The organism is Rheinheimera sp. 1928-s (assembly GCF_029269265.1).
GTDB lineage: Bacteria > Pseudomonadota > Gammaproteobacteria > Enterobacterales > Alteromonadaceae > Pararheinheimera.
Genome location: NZ_JARIXP010000002.1, coordinates 244192 through 267370, shown reverse-complemented (window position 1 = coordinate 267370; position 23179 = coordinate 244192). Strand labels below are relative to the sequence as shown.

The following is a 23179-nucleotide window of genomic DNA, read 5'->3' as shown; positions in this document are numbered from 1 at the left end:
GGTTTTATGTATATAATCTTTTGCATTTCATCCTCAGCACAGGAGTGCTATGGCCAAGCCACTGCACCAAAGCACAACACCGTCTGCATCGACATCAGGATCGATACGGGTCTCGGGCACTCAAAAGCTGGCGCTTGGCGCTGGCTTTTTTGCGATGTTTTTTGCCCAGCAAAGTGTCAGTGTACTGGCTATTCCTTTTTATCAGATGACCCTGGGTGTAGACCCATTTTTACTGGGGCTTGCTCTTACTTTACCGCTGTTGCTTGGCACTTTATTAGGCCCCTGGGTCGGGCATTTATCTGATCATCATCAAAGCCGTTTTGGCCGCAGACGGCCTTTTGTTCTGGTTGCCAGCTGGGCCTGTTGTCTGTTTTTTGGTTTGATTTGGATGGTGCCTTCAGGCTGGGGCGAACTGGCTCATCTATTGTATTTTGTGGTTTTTTCCCTGCTGTTTTATGTAGCTGCCACTTTTATGTCTGTACCTATGACCTGTTTATCCTATGAAATGAGCCCGGATTACCATCAGCGCACAGAAATTATGGGTTTTACCACCTATTTTCTGAAGTTGGGTTCTTTGTTGTATCAGTGGTTGTTTCCGCTGGCACAACTGGCGATATTCAGTTCGGTCTTTGTTGGTATTCGCTATGTCGGCTGGGGCGTTGCCTTGTTTATTTTTGGCCTGCTGGGTACTTTAGCTGCCTGTTACAGCAAAGAAATAGTCCAACGTTCTTCCGTAGCTTTTCCGCCTGTCACTTTGCGGCAAAGCTTAAAAACGCTGAAATCAAACAAAGGTTTACGGGTGTTATTGTTGCTAACTGTGTTACAGATGGCAGGCGGCGCTTTTACAGCCAGTATGGATTATTACCTGCTGGTGTATTTTATTGCCGATGGCGATATAGCTCAGGGCGCAATTTTTAAAGGCTGGTTGTCGATGGCCTATGCGGCTTTTGGTTTTCTGACAGTCCCCTTGATCTATGCTTTATCATCCCGTGTCGGCAAAATTAAAGCGATGCAGCTGATTTATGCTGTGACTTTAGTAGGTGGTGCCTGCAAGTGGTTTATTTTTACGCCAGAGGGATACGGCTGGATTTGGTTAGATGCGCTCTTGTGTACTGCAGCCTGGACTGCTATGACCATGTTAATCCCCTCTATGATGGCGGATTTATGTGACGAAGATGAGCTAAAACATGGTCAGCGCCGCGAAGGTGTGTTTGTCGCTATTCATAGCTGGGTCACCAGTTTAAGTGCAGCGCTGGCGCTATTAATCGCAGGTTTATCACTCAACCTGATTGGTTTTGATGCTCAGCTCTCTGCAGCCCAAAACCCGGACAGTATTTTCGCTATGCGGGTTATTTTAGCGTTAGGCACTATGCTGTTTGCCTTGTGTTCTTTACTGATAGTCCGGGGTTATCATCTGGATGCCCAAGGCAGTCAGCAAATCAGTCTGGCTTTAGCTAAAACAAAAGATCAAAATCAGGGTTCAGAATCCATTTAATTCGCTGTTGATAAGCAAACAATAAAAAGAAAAAATTATGGTCACAATCAAAGATGTAGCAAAAGTAGCTGGGGTGTCTATAGCTACGGTGTCCCGGGTGATCCACGACGGTCATCAGGTGGGCGAAGCCTGTCGTGCGCGGGTGAAAAAGGTCATTGCCGAATTAGGCTACAGACCGAACAGCAATGCCAGGGCTTTGGTCAGCAAAACCACCAATACGCTGGGGGTGGTCACACCTAAACTGTCGATGCCATTTTTTGGCAGCCTGGCCAGTGGTGTCGAAAAAGGCGCGCGGGAAAACAACTACAAACTTCTGATGAGTAACTCGTTATACGAGACTAAGTCGGAGCAGGAAGCTATTGATTCGCTTAGGGATCACAACTGTCAGGCCATTATTCTGCACAGCGAATACTCAGACGAAAAAACCTTATTAAAGCTGGCAAAAGAAATCCCCGGGCTGGTGCTGATCAACCGCTATATGCCCGCTATCGCTAATCGCTGTGTCTGGTTGGATAACGTGGCTGGCGCGCGTCAGGCGACAGACTATTTAATCAATAGAGGCCATAAAAACTTTGCGGTGATCACCAGTATTTACCAAAACGGCGACCCGGGTTTTCGCTTGCAGGGCATTCGTGAATCGCTAAAACTGGCTGGTTTGCACTTAGCCGAAGCTGCTATTGAAGAATCCACCGCCAATATGGAAGGTGGCGAACAGGCAGTGCAGGCCTTACTGAATAAAGGCATTAAATTCACCGCGCTCTTGGCCTACAACGACTTAATGGCGATAGGCGCTATTCACGCCTTATTTGCCGCAGGCCTGCGTGTGCCTGAAGATGTGTCCGTTATAGGTTTTGACGACTTAATAGTAAGCCGCGCCTGCCGTCCCCGTTTAACCACTATGCATTACCCAGTCGAAGAAATGGCCAGCTACGCCACCAAACTGGCAATACAACTCAGCGACACCAGCATAGAACCAGAACACCGCACACATTTATTTATACCGCAGTTGGTGGAAAGGGATTCAGTGGCAGATGCGCCAGAAAGTTAGGGGGAATTGAAAGGGGCTGGTAGTTTTTTATTGGCTGTGCGGTTTTGTCGGTTCTTCAGAAAAATTTGTTGAATTAGAGGTACAGCAGCGTTAGCTTGGTTTGAGTGAAAGTGACGGACGACGGTGGAAGACATTCGACTTACAGGCGTGCTGTCCTTGAGAATGGATTGTTAAAATAAATTGGATAGTCATAAGATGATATCAAAGTACAAGTCATTCGAACCTAAAATAATTCCAGCAAGTGCAATGGCAAAGTTGGGGCTAAAGAACGTCGTGGATGTACCTGTGCAACCTGAACTGTATTCACAGTCGGATTATTGTTTTAACAACGTGAAGAGATATTTAGAAAGTAATGATGGATCAATGATGTTCGGTTGGATTACATCCATCTGGGGCAATTTGGTTTTAAGACTTAGCGCTCATGTCGTGGTTCAAAAAACAGATGGTAATTTAGTCTGCGTCTCTCCATCAGCGTTGAACGCTAAAAAGATTAAGTTTCTCCCTGACCCGACAATTCCTAATTTAATCAAAAATGAACGTATGCCGATTAAACATATCGCATTGAAAGAGCATGCGCTTGTTCAAGAGTTATTAGATCTGGAGGCAGAAATTGGGGATTGGCATTTGTCTGGAAACGGGTTAATGACTCCACAAGATGCCAATGAATTTAACTTCAAACGAGCTCTCGCATATTCAAAATTAGAAAAACTAGCGCAAGAAGTTACATCCAAAAATGACCAGTGTTTTTGTGGTTCAAGTAAGCTAAGAAAAAAGTGCTGTAAATGAAAAACCCTTTAGGGTCAGGTTTTGCATTGTGCGCAATGTTTACTTTTTGTTTTTTTCAACCAACTATAGAGACCATTCCAACTACTGGCACCAAATCCCCATTGGGGCGCGAGCCGGACAAAATTGGGTGGCCAAGGTTTTAAGGCTGGGAGTGTCTGAGTGAGGAGCGGTAGCGACGAGCGAGTTACCCAGCCGCCTTGGACGCACGATTTTGGGCCGGGCTTTCGCTGCGACCTGGGGTCGCCTTTTCTTTGGATACTTGTCTTTTGGCGAAGCAAAAGAAAGTATCTCGCCAAAGGCGAAACGCTTTGAATTAAAAGTCTTACTTGAACCATAAAAAATCATTCCAACCCAGCCAGCAAAAATCCCTCAGAGTCAGGTTTTGCGGTTTGCGTTATTTCCGTTTTTTACTCTTCAGTGAATTATAGAAAAGGATAAATGCTTTTAACTCATGGCCTTATACTTTTTGTTGTTGCAGGTTTTGTTGTAATGCCGCTGCGCGGCGATTACAACCTACAGCTCTTTCCAAATCCATTCAGCCGCCATCCAGCTTTGGCGACTATGCTAAAGAACAACTGAATCTTAAGGCCAAACAACATGAATGCACGAACTACATTGTGGGTTGCTTTAATAGCGCCCTTATTAACACAGCAGGTGATGGCAGCTGATAATAAACAAGACCATAAACATAAAGCCAAAACGGTTGAAAAACAGGTAAAACATCAGGGTAAAGATAAGGTCACTGAACTTGATCCGGCTGACTTCAGCGTCAGTGCAGGCATTAGTGTGGCCGATGCGCGGGTTTTGGCAACGCGATATCAGCTGACAGGCCAAAGTGCTTTGCCACCAGGTATTCGTAAGAACCTGGCCAAAGGAAAACCTCTGCCACCAGGTATTGCGAAGAAGTCTGTACCTACGGCTATGGTCGCTGAACTGCCACAACATCCAGGTTATGAATGGCAAGTGGTTGGCACAGATATAGTATTAGTCTCTATTGCCACAGCTGTGATCACGGACATACTGATTGATGTACTAAACTGATTTAATTTAACTAAAAGCCCGGATGTGATACCGGGCTTTTAGTTTTAACCACTCAGCTCAAACCGCCCAAGCAGATATATTTCAATTCGGTAAAATCATCCAGCCCATAACTGGAACCTTCGCGGCCTAAACCTGACTCTTTGACACCACCAAAAGGCGCGGCGGCATTGGAAATTAAACCTTCGTTCACACCAATCATGCCGTAGTCCAGTGCTTTAGCGACACGAAAAATCCGGCCTATATCACGGCTGTAAAAGTAGCTGGCAAGGCCTGTGGGCGTATTGTTAGCAAGCTCTATCACTTCTTGCTCAGTATCAAACAGACTGATACAAAGCACAGGACCAAAAATCTCGGTTTGGCTGATTTGCATACCGGGAGTGACGTCTGTGACTATAGTGGGCTGGAAAAACAATGGACCTAAGTCGGCATCAATAGCGCCGCCTAACAGCAGTTCTGCGCCCTGATCCAGTGCCTGATCCAACAAGCGGGTTATTTTATCCACGGCAGCCTGGTTAATCAGTGGTCCTATCTGGCAACCAGCTTCCAAACCAGAGGCTAGTTTTAGCGGTGCTGTGGCTTTAATTAACAAAGCTAAAAAGGCATCGTACACAGGACGCTGCACAAAAACTCGATTGACACAAACACAGGTTTGACCGGCATTGCGGAATTTAGCGGCCAATAGCCCCTGCACTGCAGCGGTTAAATCGGCATCGTCAAATACAATAAAAGGCGCATTGCCACCCAACTCCATTGAGACTTTTTTTACGGTAGAAGCGCATTGAGCCAGTAAAGTTTTGCCGACAGGGGTTGAGCCGGTAAAACTGAATTTAGCCACACGGCTGTCTTTAGTCAGTACCTGACCTATAGCTTTGGCATCTGTGCCTGTGACCACATTAAAAACACCAGCCGGAATACCAGCACGGCTGGCGAGTTCAGCTAAAGCCAAAGCAGATAAAGGGGTTAGCTCTGCAGGTTTGACCACAAAAGTGCAACCTGCGGCCAAAGCCGCTGCAGCTTTACGTAAAATCATCGCATTAGGGAAATTCCATGGCGTAATGGCAGCCACTACTCCTATGGCTTGTTTTAGCACCAGAATTTGCTGATTCGCTTTAGCGGCCGGAATAATATCGCCATTCATGCGTTTGGCTTCTTCAGCAAACCAACTGACAAAAGAAGCGCCATAGCTGATTTCGCCCGCCGCTTCATCTAAGGGTTTGCCTTGCTCCAAAGTTAAGATACGGGCTAAGTCTTGCTGATGCTCCAACATCAACTGACTCCAGCGCATTAGCTTGGCAGAACGTTCAGCAGCCGTTAGACCAGACCAGGCAGGAAAAGCCGCAGCGGCTGCCGAGACTGCTTGTTCCGCTTCTGTGGCTCCTGCTTCAGCGACTAAGGCCAGCAAGCTGCCATCAGCAGGATTATGCACAGCAAAATGGCCACTGCGGCCACTTTGGAATTGTCCGGCTATATAGCTACTGTGATGCACCAAAGCGCTGTCTTTGAGGATTGAGAACTCGCTATTTGTCTGGTTTGTCATGGGCTTAGCTCACGTCTGTTTTGGCACTGCCAGTGTAGCCTGAAAACAGGCTACTGACATCAGGTTGCCACAGTCTTCTGCCCTGAACTATCTGTTGTTTTTCATATACTGATAACGCATAGGGTTTTGCAGCTGGATCAGCTGCTTGTCATCCACTGCACGCTTTAACCAGTCATGAAGCTGGGACGGATGTAACAAAGTTCGGGCAGAAAGTTCTTCTGCTGTAACAGGATGCGCAGCCAGCTTTGATAACGAAATCACAAAAAATTTATAAAAATCAGTGACAGCAAGTTGTTCCGTTGTGCCGACCACTTGTGGTTCTGTTGTATCAGCAGGCGAAAATAATTGCTGCTGTTCTTCCTGACACCTGTGTTCCATTGCTGGGTGTACTGGTGAAGAGAACAGCATATCAGTGCTAAAAGACTGACTATCAGGCAAGCACCAGTGGCCACCTTTTGTCACTAACAGAGTGTTTGTTGCCTCTGAGTCTGTCGTAGGTTTTACCCAGAGTGGCACCCACTGGTGTTTCAGGTTTTCTTCGGCGCCATTTAAGGTGCCGCCTTTTGGGCCTGAATGGACAACTAAGGCACTGTCGGCCAGGCAATAAATATACTTATTCCTTGCCATCGCATTGCCGGCGTGAAAGCCAGCTTCGGGATAAAAAGGCGAGACCAGTACCAACTTGCCATCCATCAGAGCCTGACGCCATTTGGCACTGGTTGCAGCTTGAAGCAAGCTATCTGCCATCACACCTATCACTGTACCACCCTGACTGAGCGCACCAAGCATAGCTGCTTCATCTACACCACGTGCGCCACCTGATACCACAGTCACTGCTTCTGCTGCAGCTTTGGCTGCAACCTGTTGGGTAAACAACAGATCGCTTTGCACCGCATTACGTGAACCCACCACAGCTAAGCCGCCACTATGAAGTAACTCTTTGTTACCACAGCCAAAGAGCACAGGAGGGCTGTCATTTTTTAGCCTGGTTTTGAGGCGTTTTGGATAATCAGAGTCTGAACGAGTCAGCACCCATAAACCTGCTCTGTGCCATTTCTCCATCGCCAGTGCCAGACTATGACCTCTGCCTAATAACTGCAAAATACGTTCGGTAGTGACGCGGTTATCATGCCAGCTTGCTAACAAGGGGGATGGGTCTGCCACCAGCAAATCGGCCGGGGATAGCATGTTGTCTTTTAGCCATAAGGCAAAACGTCCCCATTCACCATTGCTTAATGGTTTTACACTCTCATTACTGGCTTTGCCAAAGTAGCAAGTGAGCAACAAAATGGCCTGGGCTGCACTGGTTAAATTCATGAATCATGTACCGAAGTCGAAGCTAAGGCTGCGGGGTAAACAGGCCCACAGCCATGTTGTCTGAGTAATGCTGCGATCACTGTCAGTGTCCAGCCTGAGTCCACTATATCATCGATCAAAAGCACAGGGCCATTTGGTATGGGTTGATGAACTACAAAAGCACCATCAAGATTACGGCATTGGTGAAAACTATTTTGCTGTCCCTTTTGTGGCTGATTGTTTTTCACTTTGTCCACCACATTGAAAAACGGTAGCTGTAATTGTTTCGCCAGTCTGGATGCAAAATCCGGCACTAAATTCGGATGTCGCAATGAAGGGACTGCACAAATCCAGGCAGGAGCAGGCTGTGGTTGCCAGCGCAACAGGAACATATCAGCCATGGCCTGAACCAGTTCGTTGCTAAAGTGTCCGCCATATTTTCCTGCTGCTACTGTTTTCCCCCAGCCCGCATCATTCCATCTGGATAAAACCCGGCCTTCTTCTGCGGCGAGTTCGCCGAATAAGCGTGGAAATTGATAGGTTGGAAAAGCTCGTGCTGTGTCAGCCTTAGAGGGCGCAACTTGTTTCCTCGGCTTGAATACAATCTCTGCTTGTTTCAGGAAAATACCAGCCTGGTGTGCAAGTTGGCTATCTGGTGCCATGTTGATCACAGGATAGCCAAGACAAGAACTGCATTTGCCACAAGGCTCAGAATAGGAGTCATCCAGAGCTGTACGCAGGTAATTCATTTTGCAGCCCGGGTCGGTCAGATAACTTTGCACTTGTTGCCATTCCTGTTCACGTTGCTCTGTTAAGTGCAGCATTCGGGCATGATCCATTGCATAACCAACAGCAGTTCTGCGCCACAGACTGCCTATTTTGATCACCGGAGCTGGGTTTTCCACGCTGAGTAACTTCAATACTTTTTCAATTTGCGATTGCCGCAGATTGGTTTGTTCTTCAAGAGCCCGGATAGTCAAACCATCACTTGTTGTTAAAGCGTACAGAATATCATTGACCTGGGCTTCACCAGGAAAAGCTGAGTGGCGGAAAAACTCGTGGATATCCTGATCTTCACCACCTGACATCAGCACACCTACGGCACTGGCTATGCCTCTGCCAGCACGGCCCACTTGTTGATAATAAGCCACTATAGATCCAGGAGCCTGATAGTGAATAACAAAACTCAAATCTGGTTTGTCGTAGCCCATACCCAAAGCGTTGGTGGCCACCAGCACCTTTAGCTGATTACGAAGCAGTTGTTCTTCCAGCTGTTGGCGATACAAGTTACTGTTGGCAAAACCTTCGGCTTCGATGCTGCCATGGTAGGCTTTGGCGTCGATGCCATTTTGACTGAGCCACAATGCTACCTGCTCAGCGTCTCTGATGGTTAAAGTGTACACAATACCAGTGCCTGGCAATGTCGGGATCACTTGTGCCAGCCAGGCCAGGCGTGATGCCTGATCAGGCATCCACATCGTCTGCAGGGCCAGGCTTTCTCTGTTGAGCTGTCCACGCTGAATTTGAATATCACCCAACTGAGACTGAATATCTGCCACTACTCTGTTATTGGCCGTGGCGGTAGTGCCAAGCACAGGCGTATGAGCTGGCAACTGGCGTAAGATATTGACGATACGGCGGTAGTCAGGGCGAAAATCATGTCCCCAATCGGATATACAATGAGCTTCATCAATCACCATCAAGGCAATACGATCTGCAATGGGGGTTAACACGGTTTCAATAAAACTGTCGTTTGCTAAGCGCTCTGGAGAAATCAGTAAACAATCCACCTGATCAGCCAGCACACGGGCTGTGACAGAGCGCCAGTCTTCAACATTGGTGGAATTCATGGTTTCAGCGACCAGACCCAATCGTTGTGCCGATTCTATCTGGTTACGCATAAGCGCCAGCAAAGGGGATACGATGATGGTCGGCCCCATGTTGCGGTCACGGAATATTTTTGTACTGATAAAATAAACCGAACTTTTGCCCCAGCCAGTACGTTGCACCACTAAGAGTTTTTGGCCTTGGTTCACCAAAGCATCAATAGCTTGCCATTGACCATCGCGAAACTGAGCTGCCGGATTTGCCAACGCAGTTTTCAGTAAAAGTTCTGCGTGTTGTCTGTTCATGATCAATCCTTTGACTCAGTTGACGTTACTCCAGAGTTGCCCCTGAGATGGTCAAATAGGTAATTGTTATCGAATGGTTAATAACTATAGCAAGCTATAGCTGCTGAAGGCGAAAGTATTGATTTAAATATCGGGGTTAACTAAGGCTCTCTAAACGCTTTTGCAAAAACCGCTGTTCTGCCTGTTGGCTGGTTTTGTTGAGCGCTTGCTGGTAGTAAAAGCGGGCTTGTTGGGTCAGCCCCAGTTTTTGGTGTATATCGGCTAAAGCGGCGTCGAGCAGGTGATACTGTGATAATTCGCCACTTTGTTCCAGCGCCTGTAAGAGTGGTAATGCCGCAGCCGGGCCTTGCGCCAGACTGATGGCTACAGCTCTGTTTAACAGCACCACTGGCGAGGCTTCAAAACGATACAACAGATCATACAAAGCAACAATTTGTGGCCAGTCGGTATCAGTGGCTGAAGGGCTTTCGGCATGCAGTGCAGCTATGGCGGCCTGCAAGCCATAAGGACCAATACGACGACCTGTTAAAGAGCGTTCGACCAGTTGAACCCCTTGTTCGATCAACACCTGATCCCACAAGCTTCTGTTCTGATCGGCCAGTAAAATCAGATCACCTTGTTGGTCGATGCGGGCAGATCGCCTTGATTCCTGCAATAACAACAAGGCCAGTAAACCCATGGTTTCAGTGTCGGGTTGTAACTCCAGCAATAAATAACCAAGCCGTATCGCCTGAGCTGAAAGCTCTGCACACAACAGCTGGTCGCCTGAACTTTGGCTATAGCCTTCGTTAAACAGTAAATAAATGACTTTTAGCACTGCATCCAGCCTTTGTGGTAATTGCTCTGCAGCGGGAATTTCATAAGGGATAGCGGCATCACGGATTTTGTTTTTCGCCCTGACTATACGTTGGGCTATGATGGTGACTGGGCTGGTTAAAAAAGCTTTGGCAATTTGCTCTGTGGTTAAGCCACAAATTTCCCGCAGGGTTAAGGCAATTTGGGCTTCGGTGGATAAAGCCGGGTGGCAGCAGGTAAATATCAATCGCAGCTCATCGTCTTGCCAGCTTTGATGATTTGCTTCATCGGCCTGAAAAGCTTCGATGTCTTCATCTTGTTCAGCAAGCCATTGCTGTTGATATTTACGCTGGGTTTGCTGCTGGCGAATTTTATCTATGGCTTTAAATCGCCCTGTGGAAACCAGCCAGGCTCGGGGTTGTTCTGGTAATCCGTCAACGGGCCACTGCTGCAAAGCGCAGGTAAAAGCCTCCTGCAGTGCTTCTTCAGCCAGTTCAAAATCACCCAAGAGCCGGATCAGGGTGGCCAGCACCCTGCGGCTTTCTTGTTGGTATAAAGCCGAGATAGTTTCGGCAGTGACAATCTGGTTCAAAAGTTCAAGAACTCAAGAGCTTTGCATCGTGGCGAAGTCAGCGGCAATCTGCTGTATATCTTCAGGGAAATCTTCCATATCCTGAACTTGTCGCACTTCAATTACTTCGTTATCGCCGGCCGGGCATAAGCTGGCCCAGCGAATGGCTTCGGCTTTGGACTTCACTTTAATCATCCAATAACCACCCAGCACTTCTTTGGTTTCAGTAAAAGGACCGTCTGTGACCAGCGGCTTGCCTGCGCTGAAGCTGACACGAGCGCCCATAGACGGCGGATGTAGCCCTTCACAGCTGATCAAAATGCCAGCGTCCTGCAGTTTTCTGTTGTACTCCATCATGGCCTCTACAGCTGCGGCTTCAGGCATAGCGCCAGGTGCTGCGCTTTCATAGCCTTTAGGGATCATCAGTAACATAAAGCGCATGCTACACCTCCAACTGACGTGGTGGTACCGAACTTCGGCTGGTTATCGCTGTTGGCATCAGTAGCATAAACTCCATATTTTACACCTCCAGTTGCCGTATAGGACGTACTTCAACAGAACCAACCCGGGCTGCCGGAATACCAGCAGCAAGCTGTATCGCTTCGTTTAAATCTTTGGCTTCCACCAGATAAAAACCAGCCAGTTGTTCTTTGGTTTCGGCAAAAGGACCATCGGTTAATAAGGTTTTACCAGCGCGAACCCGCACGGTGGTGGCTGTATCTATAGGCTGCAGCGCTTCGGCGGCCAGCATACGGCCACTGTTTTGTACCGCAGCGGCATAAGCAAAACATTCCTCATCTTTTGGACTATCGGGCAAGGAGTGCAGCAGCTTTTCATCGCTGTAGACTAAACATAAATATTTCATAGCTGCTCCTTAAGCATCTGGTGTCAGTTCAAATAATACGGCGCCAGATACCATATCAAAAGGCACAGAAAAATGGTCATGAATAATACGCCACTGGCCTTGTTGCATCTGCCAGCCTTGGGTCAGGCGCATCCAGCAGCCCTGAGTTTCGCCTTTTTCATTGCTGCCTTCGCAGTACACCAGTGCATGACTGAATGCCAGTTGGTCGTTTTGCTGAATGTTTAAATCGCGCAGTTCAAACTTAGAATGGCCACCAGGGCAAAATTCCATACAGTGTTGCCAATGGCTTTTGTAGGCGGTTTTACCAATAAACTGCAATTGAGCGACAGCGTCATAGGCAATCAGCTCGTCGGCGTAAAAAGCCATGATCTGTTCCATCGACTGGCTGGCTACTGCACTGGCCCATTGTTGGGATAACTGTTGAATGGATTGAGTCATGTTGAGTTCTCCTTAGGTTGATTCACTGAGTAGTCGGCTTGACCTGAATGAATTCGACAGCCTGAAAAAAATAATTTTTATTTGCTCCAACACAGCTAAAACGACGTACTAATCTCACATCAGGGAGAAAACAGTGCTACAAGGGATATTACATCTTGCAGCCCATCAGAGTCGTTATGCCGCAACGTCAACTTTATACCAGTGTAGCTCTTGAACAAGCAGCCCGACCTTTGTTGCAATTGGTGCAGCATTTAACAGGTTTAGATACCACATTTTTAACCCGTATTGACTGGAAAGCTCTGACCCAGCAAGTGGTGCTGGTTGAAGGGCAACCCAGTGTCCCAGTGCTGGAGGGGAGTGTAGTGAACTGGTCAGATTCAATGTGCCGCTTGTTATTTGATGCAAAACTGGAGCAGTCAGATGCAGTGCCAGAGCTATTTCCCGGATCTGCAGGTGTGGCTTTGGGGATGCAAAGTTTTTTTGCTTTGCCAGTGTTATCTGAAGGTAAAACCATAGGTACTTTGTGTGGTGCCAGTAACAACCTTGTGGTTATTAAAGACCATACGTTAATCAGCCTGAAGCTGATTGCAGATGCAATCGCTTACCAGATGGCATTGGACCAACAGATGCAACTGCAACAAAAAAAGGTCAAAGTGGCAGAAAAAACCATAGATAAGCTGTACCAACAGGCACAGCAAATGGAAAATCTGGCTCATACCGACGAGTTAACAGGCCTGGATAACCGCCGGGCTTTTCAAACCAAATTTGAACAATACCAGCTTCAGTCAGAAACTCAGGACACTGCTTTAGCCTTGATGATGATTGATATTGACGAGTTTAAGCAGCTGAATGATCTGCATGGCCATGAAACCGGCGATCAGGCATTGCAACATTTAGCCAATGTGTTGGCGGCGGTGGCCAGACAAAGTGATATTGCCTGTCGTTTAGGCGGCGATGAATTTGTATTGGCTGCTGCGGATACAGATGCACAAGGTTTATTGCATTTGGCAGAGCGGGTACAGCATGAATTTAAACAGCAGATGCAGCAATCAGGTTTAGAAAGCAGTTTAAGTATAGGTATTGCAAGTTCAGTGGAAAGCCCGTTGGATCAGTTGTTACAACGCGCAGATCAAGCTTTATATAAAGCCAAAGAGTTAGGACGAAACAGAGTTGAGATTGCAGGTTAAGGAGCTGTGACTACTTTTTGCTCAGTTTGCTGGTGCTGGCGAAACCACTGCAGCATAGCCTCACGTTCTTGCTCTTTGTAGTCTGTTAATAAGTGGTCCGCATCGGTAAATTCAATTAATTTTACCGGGCGTTGCAGCTCTGTCAGCTTAGCCGCCAGCCGTTGTGAATTGTCCGGGTGCACTCTCTGGTCCTCAGCTCCATACATCAGCAAAATGGGTAAAGTTGCAGGTAATTCTTCTGCCCAATACAGCACTGAACGTTGTTGTAGTTCCTGTTGTTTGTTTTGATCGTAGTTCGGGATCAGGCTACGGAAAATAAGTTCCATTTCTGGCAGACGTGGCAGTTCTGTGACTAAATCGACGGGCGCGCCGGTAATGGCCATAGCGCGAATATCATCACGTTGTCTGGCTGTCAGATAGCTCATAATGCCGCCTCTGCTGATGCCGTATAAAAAAATATTATTAGCGTCAGCCTCTGGCAGTTTTTTCGCCAGCTCAATCAGTTGATGAATGTCATTCACGTCAGCGCCACCAAACTGATCCTTGCCATAGGTCTGTTGATCTTTAGGGACTGAACCTCTGTACTGGCTGGCCAGCACAATAAAACCTTGCTGAGCTAAAGGACTTAACTGGCGTAACACAGAGACAAAATCCAACCTGCCTAAAGCTGCATTGCCGCCTCTGTTGTAAATGATCACAGGCCTTTTTTTTGTGCTTTTGCTGTGAGGCTGTAAACCCCATGCCTGAACTAACAGAGTGTCAGATTGGTATTCCAGTTGAGCACAATTCAGCTGCTGTTGGGTGACTTCAAATTGTTGTTTGGGCAATAGCCAGGGCAGTAACCAGTGATCCATACTGTACCAGGGGGTATAAGAGCGGACCTCATCAACCAGTTGCTGATATGTGGGGTAAAGTTCGAGGCAGGATTGTTGTTTGGCAAAACCCGGCCAGCTCTGAGCAGTGCTTTGAGCGTGATAACCAAGCAGCAAAACGAACCAAAACAGTTTCATGGCCGACCTCGTGAACAGAACTGTTTAAGTGTACCGCTTTAACCGGTTAATTTGTGCTTGGTTTTGTAACAAAAATTAAAAATGGGGTCAGAACACATTTGTTACGCGTAACTAATGTGTTCTGACCCCATTTTCAAGAAAACTAAGACTGAGGCCAGTCCCATGAGCCTACATGCACCTGACCTTGCCAGTCTTCAATCAGTAACCAGACTTTATCACCAGCTTTAGGCATAGCTGTGGCTTTGGCATGCACATGTTGGGCAAAAGAGCTGCCGTGCAGAATGCTCAGATCAGTTTCGGCAAAGTCTTCAATGGCAGGTTGTTCCGCAGCTATTGCCATATAAGCCTGACGGATATTGGCCACGCAACCTTCACAGAATTGCAGGCTGAAATCTTTGACCCAATCGCCATGATGCTGGTATGGCGCGTCGTTCGTCAACGGGGTAGGGGTTACTTCAAAAGCCCCCACTTTTTGAGTGGACCATGACGGCGGAAACACCGGACTTAAAGAGTCGTATAAAAACCAGAATGGCAAAATCAGCACTAAAGCATTGAGCTTAAATTTATTACGTTGCCACCAATTGTCTGAACGTTGTGCCATCAGGAATTTACCTCTGTAGTACTGTAACTGACTGCGGGTTCTGCCCGGGCTGCTTTGACGGTGCGACTGCCCCAGATCATAAAACCTGTAATCGACATACCAGACAATAATAAGCCAAACAGGAACCAGATGATTTTGGTCCAAATGCCACCTAAAGTGCCGTAATGCAGCGGGTCGGCAATATGGCTCAGCACTTCAAGGCCTCCCATCTGATCCGGGGTATGCACATCAGTCACCTGGCCTGTCCAGGGGTTCACTGCCACAGAATAAGAATACTGATCAAAAAATATCGAATCACCAGAACCTGCAATACGGTATAAATCACGGTTATGTTCTGGCATCGCAATATAGGCTGGTTGCAGCTCAGGCAAAGTCTGCTTGGCAATCACCAAAGCATCTTCCAATGAATAAGGTGGCGTCTGTTTTTGACCTGCGGCCGGCACTTCAGCCGCTGTCAGAATTTTAGTTTCGTGGTAAAACTCAACATCGTTGTGCCACAAAATAGCCTGCACCAGATACCATAAACCCGTCAGACTCATCACCACTAAAAACCAAATCGACCAGACACCAGCTAAACGGTGCAAGTCGGTCAGCAGGGTTTTACGGCCCTGATTTAAACGCACTTTGGGTTGGGTAAAAGACTTCCAGAAGTTCTTATAAATCACTAAACCTGTGATTAAAGACGCCAGCATCAAAAGTGCCATACCACTGACCAGGTAATAGCCAACGCTGTAGCTACTTTGCCAGGGAAACAATAACCAGCCATGTAACGAACGCATAAAAGTAATGAAGTTCAGGCCGTAGTTCAGCTCTTGTACTTTGCCTGTGTACTGGTTGACATAAGCAATACCAAAGGGTGCTTTGGCAGTAGAAAATACAATGGCGTTGACCAGATAAGGTTCCATCACCATCACAGTACCAATTTCAGCGTCAGGCACTTCAGCTTTTACCGCTGCAATCAGTTCAGTGGCAGGTTTCACAGGCAGGTTTTGTGGGTTTTCTGCTCTGGCATTGGGGTTGGTCAGCCAGGTGAGTTCATGACTAAAAACCGCAATGGTGCCCGTTAAACACACAGCGCAAAAAATAAGCCAGACAGGTAAACCTACCCAACCGTGCACTAAAAACCAAAAGCGTTGTTTGAGTTTAAACACCGGACGTTCAGCCTTATTCAGCAAGCTAATAAAATTGGCCTAATAGTAATGCGGATAAGAATAGTTATCAATGGTCTTGCGGTGACTGGTGTTGATTGTGAGGGAAAAAAGGGGCGTCCGTTGGGAATGGGACTAACCGGACGCCCAAAAAGTTACTCTTTAACAAAGGCTGGAGAGGGAGCCAGCCTTCAAACTCTTTACTCTTTCACTAAGGCTATTTGCTGAGTGCCTTGCTCCAGTTCTAAACCACCCGAAAAGGCGCGGTAGACAGAGACTAAACGCTGGAAGCTTTGAGTCGATAGTGCAGCCTGCTGATCGCGGGCTGCTAACCAGTCACGTTCGGCGTCCAGTAAGTCCAGAAACTCAGTGGTGCCTGCTTCGTATTGAGCTCGTGTCAATTGCACAGCTTGTTCAGTGGCTGCTACTTGTTGCTGCGCGCTTAACTGTTGCTCACGGCTGGTTCTGTAACCGTGCAGTGAAGTTTGCATTTGCGCCAAGGCATCAAACACCGTCTGCTGAAAGCGGGCAAAGGCCATTTGCTGAGATGCTTCTGCGCCGCGAATACGGGCCTGAATAGAGCTCAGCTCTGTGGCTTGCCAACGTAAACTAGGCGCTATGCTCCAGGCTTCGTTTTGCGAACCCAGGCTCAGGCCAGGGCTGGCAATAAAACCTAAGAACCCACTGACAGACACTTCAGGGTAGAGCTCTGCTGTGGCCACTCCTATATCTGCGGTGCTGGCTGCCAGTTCGCGCTCAGCTACTGCTACATCAGTTCTGAACTTTAAATAGTTGTGCTGATTGGCAAAAGACAAAGGTGTTGTCAGTTCTGGCAGACTTTGTTTTTCACCTTTCACTAAAGATCCATCAACCACAAACTGCTCTGCAGGTTGCGCCACTAAAGCCGCTATGGTGGCGTTAGCTTGTGCTTTGGCAAACTGAAACTGTGGCAGAGTGCTTTGCAACTGATACATCTGCGCGTCGATACGGCTGATTTCCAGATCGGACGCAAAACCTGCATCACGGCGTGCCAGAATAATTTGCTTGGTACGGCGCAAATTTCCGAGGTTTTGCTCTGCTACTGTGAGGCGCAGCTGTGCCCCACGGTAGTCGCCATAACTGGCAGCGACCTGAGCTAACAATTGCACTTTGGCTTCCTGCCAGGCCAGTTCGGCACCTTGTGCTCTGGCATTGGCTGCTTCAGATGCGCGGCGCAGTTTGCCAAATAAATCTAAATCCCAGCTTAAAGCACCGCCTAAATTGGCCTGACGCTGAATTTGTCCGGCATTTTGTGCGGCACTGTCCGGCACCTGATTGTTTTGCTGACTGGCAGTGATGTCCATACGAGGCCAGCCGTCATTGTCGCTGTCTTCAAAGGCGGCGTAAGCACGTTTTACGTTGGCTTCTGCCGCAGCTAAGGTCTGGTTATTCAGCAAGGCTTTTTCTATCAGTTGATCAAGCACAGGGTCATTAAACTGCTGCCACCAGTCTTGGGCTTTATCTGCTGCTTTATATTCAGCAGGCAGTTGCACCTCATTGGCTGCTACAGGTGCTGCATAGCTTGGGCCTACTGAAGCACAACCAAACAACAGTGAGGCTAATGCCATACTGATAGCGGTTAAACGAATGGTTTTACGCATGATGAGTGTCCTCAGTTACAGTAGTCTGTGCCAGTTGGCGATCACGGCGTTTGGCCAGAGCGTAATAAAACAGCGGTGTTAAAATCAGACCGAAGATAGTGACGCCAATCATACCGGCGAATACGGCTACACCCATGGCCTGACGCATTTCTGCACCGGCACCTGTTGAGAGCACCATAGGCACCACACCCATAATAAAGGCGATGGAGGTCATTAAAATCGGACGCAGACGTAAGCGGGCCGCTTCCAGAATGGCATCCATAGTGTTCATGCCGTGGTCCTGCAACTCTTTGGCAAATTCGACTATTAAGATGGCGTTTTTCGTCGCGAGCCCCACCAGTACTATCAAACCTATCTGAGTGAAAATGTTGTTATCACCACCATAGATCCAGACGCCTGTCATGGCCGACAACAAAGTCATAGGCACAATCAGGATAATAGCCAGCGGTAAAGTTAAGCTTTCGTACTGAGCGGCCAGCACCATAAACACCAGCAGTATCACCAGCGGGAACACCAGCAGTTCAGCGTTACCTGCCAGAATTTGCTGATAGGTCAGTTCTGTCCACTCGTAAGTCATACCGACAGGTAAGGTTTCAGCCAGAATTTTTTCAATGGCAGCCTGAGCTTCGCCTGTACTGTAACCAGCGGCAGGGCCACCGTTAATTTCTGCTGTGGTGTAACCGTTGTAGTGCATCACACGGTCAGGGCCAGCTGAATGTTTCACGTTGATGAAGGAACCCAGCGGGATCATTTCACCTGCGTTATTACGCACTTTCAACTGACGGATTTGTTCAGGGTCTTGACGGAATTGCTCGTCAGCCTGCACATTCACCTGATAAGTCCGGCCAAACTGGTTGAAGTCGTTGACATAAGCTGAGCCCATATAGACTTGCAGCGTCTGGAATATCTCGTCCAGATCCACGCCTTGTTGTTTGGCTTTGGTACGGTCTACGTCTAAATCCAGCTGGGGCACATTCACCTGATAACTGGAGAACACACCGGCCAGTTCAGGCGTCGCCCAGGCTTTTTGCATCACTTGCATGGTGACAGCAGCCAGTTCTTCATAACCCAGGTTGGCTCTGTCCTGGATTTGCAGACGGAAACCTCCTATGGTGCCTAAACCTTGTACTGGTGGAGGCGGGAATATGGCGATAAAGGCGTCCTGAATACCGGCGAACTTCTGGTTTAACGCTGCGGCAATGGCGTTGCCTGATAATTCAGCCGAGCCACGTTCGCTAAAGTCATCCAGACCAACAAAGACTATGCCTGCGCTTGGACTGTTGGTGAAACCATTGATCGACAAGCCCGGGAAGGAGATAGAGTTCGCTACACCAGGATGTTCAGCCGCAATACGTGACATTTCTTTAATCACAGCTTCGGTACGATCTAAAGAAGAGGCGTCTGGTAACTGAGCAAAAGCCACTAAGTACTGTTTATCCTGACCTGGCACATAACCTGTAGGCGTTTGCTGGAACTGCACAGCAGTTAAGCCGACTAAGCCAATGTACAGAATACCGATAATGCCACCAAAACGAATTACCTTACGTACCATCAGGCCATAACCTTTGGACGCTTTGCTAAACAGACGGTTAAAAGGATCAAATAACCAGCTGCCAAAAGCTTTGTTCAGTACACGGGTTAAGGCATCAGGCTTAGATCCATGAGGTTTTAACAGCAGTGCCGATAAAGCCGGGCTTAAGGTTAAGGAGTTCAGCGCCGAGATAAAGGTGGATATAGTGATAGTTAAAGCAAACTGTTTATAAAACTGGCCTGTTAAACCTGACATAAAAGCCGTAGGAATAAACACAGCGGCCAGCACTAAGGTAGTTGCAACTATAGGGCCTGTCACTTCTTTCATGGCTTTTTGCGTAGCGGCCATAGGAGATAAGCCATCAGCAATATTACGCTCGACGTTTTCGACTACCACTATGGCGTCATCGACCACTATACCTATGGCCAATACCAGACCAAATAAAGATAAAGCGTTCAGTGAAAAGCCCAGTAAGTGCATAAAGGCAAAGGTACCGACCAGGGACACAGGCACGGCCACTAAAGGAATAATAGAAGCACGCCAGGTTTGCAGGAATAACACCACCACTAAAACCACCAGTAACACTGCTTCCAGCAAGGTTTTTACGACGGCTTCAATTGAACCACGCACGAATACAGTAGGGTCGTAGACGATGTCGTAGGTTAAACCTTCAGGGAAACCTTTGGACAGTTCAGCCATAGTGGCGCGCACATCATCAGAAATCTGAATAGCGTTTGAACCAGAAGCCTGGAAAATAGGAATAGCCACAGCGTCTTTGTTGTTCAGTAATGAACGCAGTGCATAAGACTGAGCGCCTAATTCCACCCGGCCAATATCACGGATGCGGGTTACTTCGCCGTCTTCACCGACTTTGACGATAATGTCAGCAAATTCCTGCTCTGTGGTTAAACGGCCTTTGACGTTAATCAGAATTTGGAAATCACTGTCACCCGCAGGTTGGGCACCTAAAGAACCAGCAGCTGCCTGTTGGTTTTGTTCACGAATAGACGCAATAATTTGCGCAGGTGATAAACCTACTGCAGAGACTTTGTTCGGATCCAGCCATATACGTAAGCTGTATTCGCTGGCACCAAATAAACGTACAGCACCTACACCGTCAATGCGGGCTAATTCGTCTTTGACGTTTAGTGCCGCATAGTTAGACAAATACAACATATCGTATCTGTCGTCCGGTGAGGTTAAATGCACCACCATGGTTAAGTCTGGTGATGACTTTTCAGTGACTACACCTAAACGTTGTACTTCCTGCGGCAGGCGAGGGCTGGCTCTGTCGACCCGGCTTTGCACTTGCGTCTGAGCACGGTCTACATCTGTGCCTATAGCGAAGGTGATAGTTAAGGTCATACGGCCATCAGAAGTCGCCTGAGAAGACATATACAGCATGTCTTCGACACCGTTAATTTCCTGCTCTAAAGGCGAGGCTACAGTTTCAGCTATGACTTTAGGGTTAGCACCCGGATAGTTTGCCGTCACTACCACAGTAGGTGGTACCACTTCAGGGTATTCAGTGATGGGGAGTTGCCAGACTGCCAGGGCGCCGCCGATAAAAATCAGCAGCGACAGCACAGCGGCAAAGATAGGTCTTTTGATAAAAAATTGCGATAACATAGCCGTTCCTTAACCCTGGTTAGCTGCTTGTTGCACAGAAGCAGCTTGTTCAGCAGCAGCGGTAAGTTCCAGCTTGCTGTCTGCTTCTAACTGCTGTTGCTCTGCTTTTAAAGCGGAAAGTTGTTGCACTGTTGCCATTTCTACCTGTTTAGGCTGAATAGTCATGGCAGGACGTACACGTTGCAGACCATTGACCACAATGCGATCCTGAGCTTGTAAACCTTTGCTGATAATACGCAGGCCGTTGACCTTTTCACCTAAAGTGACAGCGCGATATTCCAGTTGGTTTTCGTTATTCACCACCAGTACAAATTTATTGCTTAAATCTGTGCCTATGGCTTTGTCGTCGATCAAAATGCCCTGATACGCATTGCTGCCCACCAGTTTTAAACGGGCGAATAAACCAGGGATTAATTTGTTATCGACGTTTTCAAAGGTAGCGCGGGCACGGATGGTTCCGGTCTGGGCATTGATGCTGTTGTCGATAAAGTCGATGCTGCCGACATAACCAAAGTCGCTGTCACCCGCCAGCGCCATATAGACGGTGTTGTGGGCTGTGCGCTGTTCGGCTCTGTTGCCTTCAGCTGCCAGTTGCACATATTTCAGATAGGTTTGTTCGTCTGCATCAAAGTACGCATACATTTTGCTGGTGCTGACTAACGTAGTCAGTTGGCTGCTGCCAGCCTGAACAAAGTTACCAGCCGTGATTTGCGCATAAGAGACACGGCCCGAAATAGGAGCTTTCACCTGGGTAAAAGACAAGTCCAGTTCAGCACGCTGTAATGCGGCTTTGACAGAGGCCACAGTGGCTGCTGATTGCAATTTACGGCTTAAGCGGGTATCCAATACTTCTTCAGAGATCGCCCGTTGTTTTTTCAAGGCTTCAGCACGACGGTAATCATTATCGGCCAGTTTTTGCGCTGTTTCAGCATTGGATAACTCAGCTTTTAAGCGTGCTACTTCAGTGGCAAAAGGACGAGCATCAATCTGGAACAGCAGGTCGCCTTGTTTGACTAAAGCGCCCTCAGTGAAAAACACCTGTTCGATATAACCTGATACCCTTGGTACTAAAGTGACTGTCTCAGGCGCTTGCAAGCGACCGGTGAACTCATCCCATTCAGTAATTTTTTCATGTACTACTGTCGCCACATTGACTTCTGGTGCTGCCATAGCGCCAGGTGCTGCAGCTTCCGGCGTGCCACAAGCTGATAACACTAAGGCGGCTATGCTTCCCAGTACAAAGGTTCGGATAGTGTTGTTGCTCATGACGTTTTCCTCGTTCAATTTGGTCAATAAAGAGATTTGGTTTCAACTTATGTTGTACAAACTAGTTTCATCTGTTAGTTTTGTACTGGTCGGTAAATATATAGAAGTTCAACCAAGAGTCAATTAATATTTTGTACTGACTGGTAAAAAACTATAGAGTCTTTTGAACTTAGCCAAATAACTTTGGTTATAAGCCGAAGTTTGATGGTTAGCAGGACTACTGCCGGAAGGTCTGTTAACGGGATACAGCATAAAATCTGCTGTGTTTTTACTGAATATCTAAAAACCGCTCTGAATTGCCTAAAACTATTTCACAATGACAGAGTCCAAAACAGAGCAAGTAACTGGTCTGTCAAGATAAGTTGCTATTATATACATTAATGTACCGATTGGTAAATATTCCTTTCTGGACAAGTTCTGCCAAGCAGTTTAAGCTAGTGCATCGTTTTTAATCCGGAGTCTGAAATGTCAGCATCAGCGGTTACACCAGCGCCAACAGTGGGACGCCCGCGCGCTTTTGACATGGAAAAAGCCTTACAAAAGGCATTGGAAGTCTTCTGGCGTAAAGGTTATGAAGGCGCATCCTTGCCTGATTTATGTGAAGCTATGGGCATCAACAAACCCAGTTTGTATGCCGCTTTTGGTAATAAAGAGCAGTTGTTTTTAAAAACTATTGAGCTGTATGAGAACCGCCCTTGTGCGTTTTTTTACCCAGCTTTAGAGCATGCTACTTCTTACGAAGTGGTGAAACATATGCTCTGTGGTGCAGCAAGCACCAATGCTGATCCGGACAATCCGCCGGGTTGCGTTATAGTGCAGGGCGCTTTGGCATGCAGCGAGTCTGCCACTTTTGTCAAAGAAGCACTGATTGCCAAACGTCGGGCCGGCGAAGTGGCTTTATGCACTCGTCTGGAACAAGCGAAAACAGAAGGCGATTTACCAGCCACTTCAGATCCCGCGGCTTTGGCTCGTTATATACTTGCTGTACTGCAGGGTATGGCAGTGCAAGCCACCAGCGGTGCAAATTGTGCCGAGTTAAAGCAGGTTGCAGAAACTGTGCTTTCTGCCTGGCCTGGTAAGAGACCAGAGCTCTAATACAAGGGGACATTGCCAGTCCCCTTTTTCATTAAATTCCTGAAAAAAATAAGTTTTATAATCTTCTT

The 23179-nt window shown here is 47.5% G+C and carries 19 protein-coding genes; 6 read left to right on the top strand and 13 right to left on the bottom strand.

Translation table 11 applies throughout. From position 1 onward, the window contains the following. The first annotated feature begins 49 nt into the window (after positions 1-49). From P3C17_RS06090 to P3C17_RS06075, 4 genes are all read left to right on the top strand, one after another. On the top strand, positions 50-1495 hold the full coding sequence (locus tag P3C17_RS06090; RefSeq protein WP_300928573.1) for an MFS transporter: 1446 nt from the start codon (positions 50-52) through the stop codon (positions 1493-1495). A gap of 37 nt (positions 1496-1532) precedes the next feature. Continuing rightward, positions 1533-2543: a LacI family DNA-binding transcriptional regulator gene (locus P3C17_RS06085; RefSeq protein WP_300928572.1), complete on the top strand. Its 1011-nt coding sequence runs from the start codon at positions 1533-1535 to the stop codon at positions 2541-2543. 285 nt (positions 2544-2828) lie between these two features. Next, positions 2829-3329 (top strand): hypothetical protein, encoded by a 501-nt coding sequence (locus P3C17_RS06080; protein ID WP_300928571.1) that lies wholly within the window; start codon positions 2829-2831, stop codon positions 3327-3329. 597 nt (positions 3330-3926) lie between these two features. Further along, a complete protein-coding gene (locus tag P3C17_RS06075) occupies positions 3927-4370 on the top strand; it encodes an anti-virulence regulator CigR family protein (protein ID WP_300928570.1) in 444 nt (147 codons plus the stop codon). A 52-nt stretch (positions 4371-4422) separates the two neighbouring features. Here the strand turns inward: P3C17_RS06075 and P3C17_RS06070 are convergent, their stop codons facing one another. The 7 genes from P3C17_RS06070 to P3C17_RS06040 all read right to left on the bottom strand — a co-directional run bounded on the left by P3C17_RS06070 (position 4423) and on the right by P3C17_RS06040 (position 12004). Next, positions 4423-5907 carry an NAD-dependent succinate-semialdehyde dehydrogenase gene (locus P3C17_RS06070; protein WP_300928569.1) on the bottom strand — a complete coding sequence of 495 codons (1485 nt, stop codon included), beginning with the start codon at positions 5905-5907 and terminating at the stop codon, positions 4423-4425. A gap of 87 nt (positions 5908-5994) precedes the next feature. Next, positions 5995-7224 carry a DNA-processing protein DprA gene (locus P3C17_RS06065; protein WP_300928568.1) on the bottom strand — a complete coding sequence of 410 codons (1230 nt, stop codon included), beginning with the start codon at positions 7222-7224 and terminating at the stop codon, positions 5995-5997. Further along, a complete protein-coding gene (locus P3C17_RS06060; protein WP_300928567.1) occupies positions 7221-9335 on the bottom strand; it encodes a RecQ family ATP-dependent DNA helicase in 2115 nt (704 codons plus the stop codon). Before P3C17_RS06060 ends, P3C17_RS06065 begins: the two co-directional genes overlap by 4 nt. Positions 9336-9471: 136 nt before the next feature. Beyond that, positions 9472-10722, bottom strand: coding sequence for an RNA polymerase sigma factor (locus P3C17_RS06055; protein ID WP_300928566.1), 1251 nt, complete (start codon positions 10720-10722; stop codon positions 9472-9474). A gap of 12 nt (positions 10723-10734) precedes the next feature. Then, positions 10735-11142, bottom strand: coding sequence for a YciI family protein (locus P3C17_RS06050; protein ID WP_300928565.1), 408 nt, complete (start codon positions 11140-11142; stop codon positions 10735-10737). Positions 11143-11221: 79 nt separating this feature from the next. Further along, positions 11222-11566: a YciI family protein gene (locus P3C17_RS06045; RefSeq protein WP_300928564.1), complete on the bottom strand. Its 345-nt coding sequence runs from the start codon at positions 11564-11566 to the stop codon at positions 11222-11224. 9 nt (positions 11567-11575) lie between these two features. Next, entirely contained in the window at positions 11576-12004 is a 429-nt protein-coding gene (locus tag P3C17_RS06040; protein WP_300928563.1) for a nuclear transport factor 2 family protein, read from the bottom strand. Between the two features lie 176 nt (positions 12005-12180). On the opposite strand from P3C17_RS06040, the gene P3C17_RS06035 reads away from it, so the two are divergent. Then, positions 12181-13191 carry a GGDEF domain-containing protein gene (locus P3C17_RS06035; protein ID WP_300928562.1) on the top strand — a complete coding sequence of 337 codons (1011 nt, stop codon included), beginning with the start codon at positions 12181-12183 and terminating at the stop codon, positions 13189-13191. On the opposite strand, the gene P3C17_RS06030 is transcribed toward P3C17_RS06035, so the two are convergent. From P3C17_RS06030 to P3C17_RS06005, 6 genes are all read right to left on the bottom strand, one after another. After that, positions 13188-14201, bottom strand: coding sequence for a prolyl oligopeptidase family serine peptidase (locus P3C17_RS06030; protein WP_300928561.1), 1014 nt, complete (start codon positions 14199-14201; stop codon positions 13188-13190). The genes P3C17_RS06035 and P3C17_RS06030 overlap by 4 nt on opposite strands. Before the next feature lie 142 nt (positions 14202-14343). After that, positions 14344-14802: a hypothetical protein gene (locus tag P3C17_RS06025; protein ID WP_233080496.1), complete on the bottom strand. Its 459-nt coding sequence runs from the start codon at positions 14800-14802 to the stop codon at positions 14344-14346. Further along, the gene (locus P3C17_RS06020) at positions 14802-15953 is read right to left on the bottom strand and encodes a PepSY-associated TM helix domain-containing protein (RefSeq protein ID WP_300928560.1); all 1152 of its coding nucleotides are present in this window, start codon (positions 15951-15953) and stop codon (positions 14802-14804) included. Before P3C17_RS06020 ends, P3C17_RS06025 begins: the two co-directional genes overlap by 1 nt. A 197-nt stretch (positions 15954-16150) precedes the next feature. Next, positions 16151-17590 carry an efflux transporter outer membrane subunit gene (locus P3C17_RS06015; RefSeq protein ID WP_300928559.1) on the bottom strand — a complete coding sequence of 480 codons (1440 nt, stop codon included), beginning with the start codon at positions 17588-17590 and terminating at the stop codon, positions 16151-16153. Further along, positions 17583-20750 (bottom strand): multidrug efflux RND transporter permease subunit, encoded by a 3168-nt coding sequence (locus P3C17_RS06010; RefSeq protein WP_300928558.1) that lies wholly within the window; start codon positions 20748-20750, stop codon positions 17583-17585. Before P3C17_RS06010 ends, P3C17_RS06015 begins: the two co-directional genes overlap by 8 nt. A 9-nt stretch (positions 20751-20759) precedes the next feature. Continuing rightward, positions 20760-22016 carry an efflux RND transporter periplasmic adaptor subunit gene (locus P3C17_RS06005; RefSeq protein ID WP_300928557.1) on the bottom strand — a complete coding sequence of 419 codons (1257 nt, stop codon included), beginning with the start codon at positions 22014-22016 and terminating at the stop codon, positions 20760-20762. A gap of 465 nt (positions 22017-22481) precedes the next feature. On the opposite strand from P3C17_RS06005, the gene P3C17_RS06000 reads away from it, so the two are divergent. Next, positions 22482-23111 (top strand): TetR/AcrR family transcriptional regulator, encoded by a 630-nt coding sequence (locus P3C17_RS06000; protein ID WP_300928556.1) that lies wholly within the window; start codon positions 22482-22484, stop codon positions 23109-23111. Positions 23112-23179: the final 68 nt, after the last annotated feature.

What these genes read in the sequence shown, in the direction of transcription:
- P3C17_RS06090 (WP_300928573.1), top strand. Translation starts at nt 50, where the DNA reads ATGGCCAAGCCACTGCACCAAAGCACAACACCGTCTGCATCGACATCA.
- P3C17_RS06010 (WP_300928558.1), bottom strand. Translation starts at nt 20,750, where the DNA reads ATGTTATCGCAATTTTTTATCAAAAGACCTATCTTTGCCGCTGTGCTG.
- P3C17_RS06040 (WP_300928563.1), bottom strand. Translation starts at nt 12,004, where the DNA reads ATGACTCAATCCATTCAACAGTTATCCCAACAATGGGCCAGTGCAGTA.
- P3C17_RS06045 (WP_300928564.1), bottom strand. Translation starts at nt 11,566, where the DNA reads ATGAAATATTTATGTTTAGTCTACAGCGATGAAAAGCTGCTGCACTCC.
- P3C17_RS06050 (WP_300928565.1), bottom strand. Translation starts at nt 11,142, where the DNA reads ATGCGCTTTATGTTACTGATGATCCCTAAAGGCTATGAAAGCGCAGCA.
- P3C17_RS06030 (WP_300928561.1), bottom strand. Translation starts at nt 14,201, where the DNA reads ATGAAACTGTTTTGGTTCGTTTTGCTGCTTGGTTATCACGCTCAAAGC.
- P3C17_RS06005 (WP_300928557.1), bottom strand. Translation starts at nt 22,016, where the DNA reads ATGAGCAACAACACTATCCGAACCTTTGTACTGGGAAGCATAGCCGCC.
- P3C17_RS06060 (WP_300928567.1), bottom strand. Translation starts at nt 9,335, where the DNA reads ATGAACAGACAACACGCAGAACTTTTACTGAAAACTGCGTTGGCAAAT.
- P3C17_RS06070 (WP_300928569.1), bottom strand. Translation starts at nt 5,907, where the DNA reads ATGACAAACCAGACAAATAGCGAGTTCTCAATCCTCAAAGACAGCGCT.
- P3C17_RS06035 (WP_300928562.1), top strand. Translation starts at nt 12,181, where the DNA reads ATGCCGCAACGTCAACTTTATACCAGTGTAGCTCTTGAACAAGCAGCC.
- P3C17_RS06065 (WP_300928568.1), bottom strand. Translation starts at nt 7,224, where the DNA reads ATGAATTTAACCAGTGCAGCCCAGGCCATTTTGTTGCTCACTTGCTAC.
- P3C17_RS06000 (WP_300928556.1), top strand. Translation starts at nt 22,482, where the DNA reads ATGTCAGCATCAGCGGTTACACCAGCGCCAACAGTGGGACGCCCGCGC.
- P3C17_RS06015 (WP_300928559.1), bottom strand. Translation starts at nt 17,590, where the DNA reads ATGCGTAAAACCATTCGTTTAACCGCTATCAGTATGGCATTAGCCTCA.
- P3C17_RS06085 (WP_300928572.1), top strand. Translation starts at nt 1,533, where the DNA reads ATGGTCACAATCAAAGATGTAGCAAAAGTAGCTGGGGTGTCTATAGCT.
- P3C17_RS06025 (WP_233080496.1), bottom strand. Translation starts at nt 14,802, where the DNA reads ATGGCACAACGTTCAGACAATTGGTGGCAACGTAATAAATTTAAGCTC.
- P3C17_RS06075 (WP_300928570.1), top strand. Translation starts at nt 3,927, where the DNA reads ATGAATGCACGAACTACATTGTGGGTTGCTTTAATAGCGCCCTTATTA.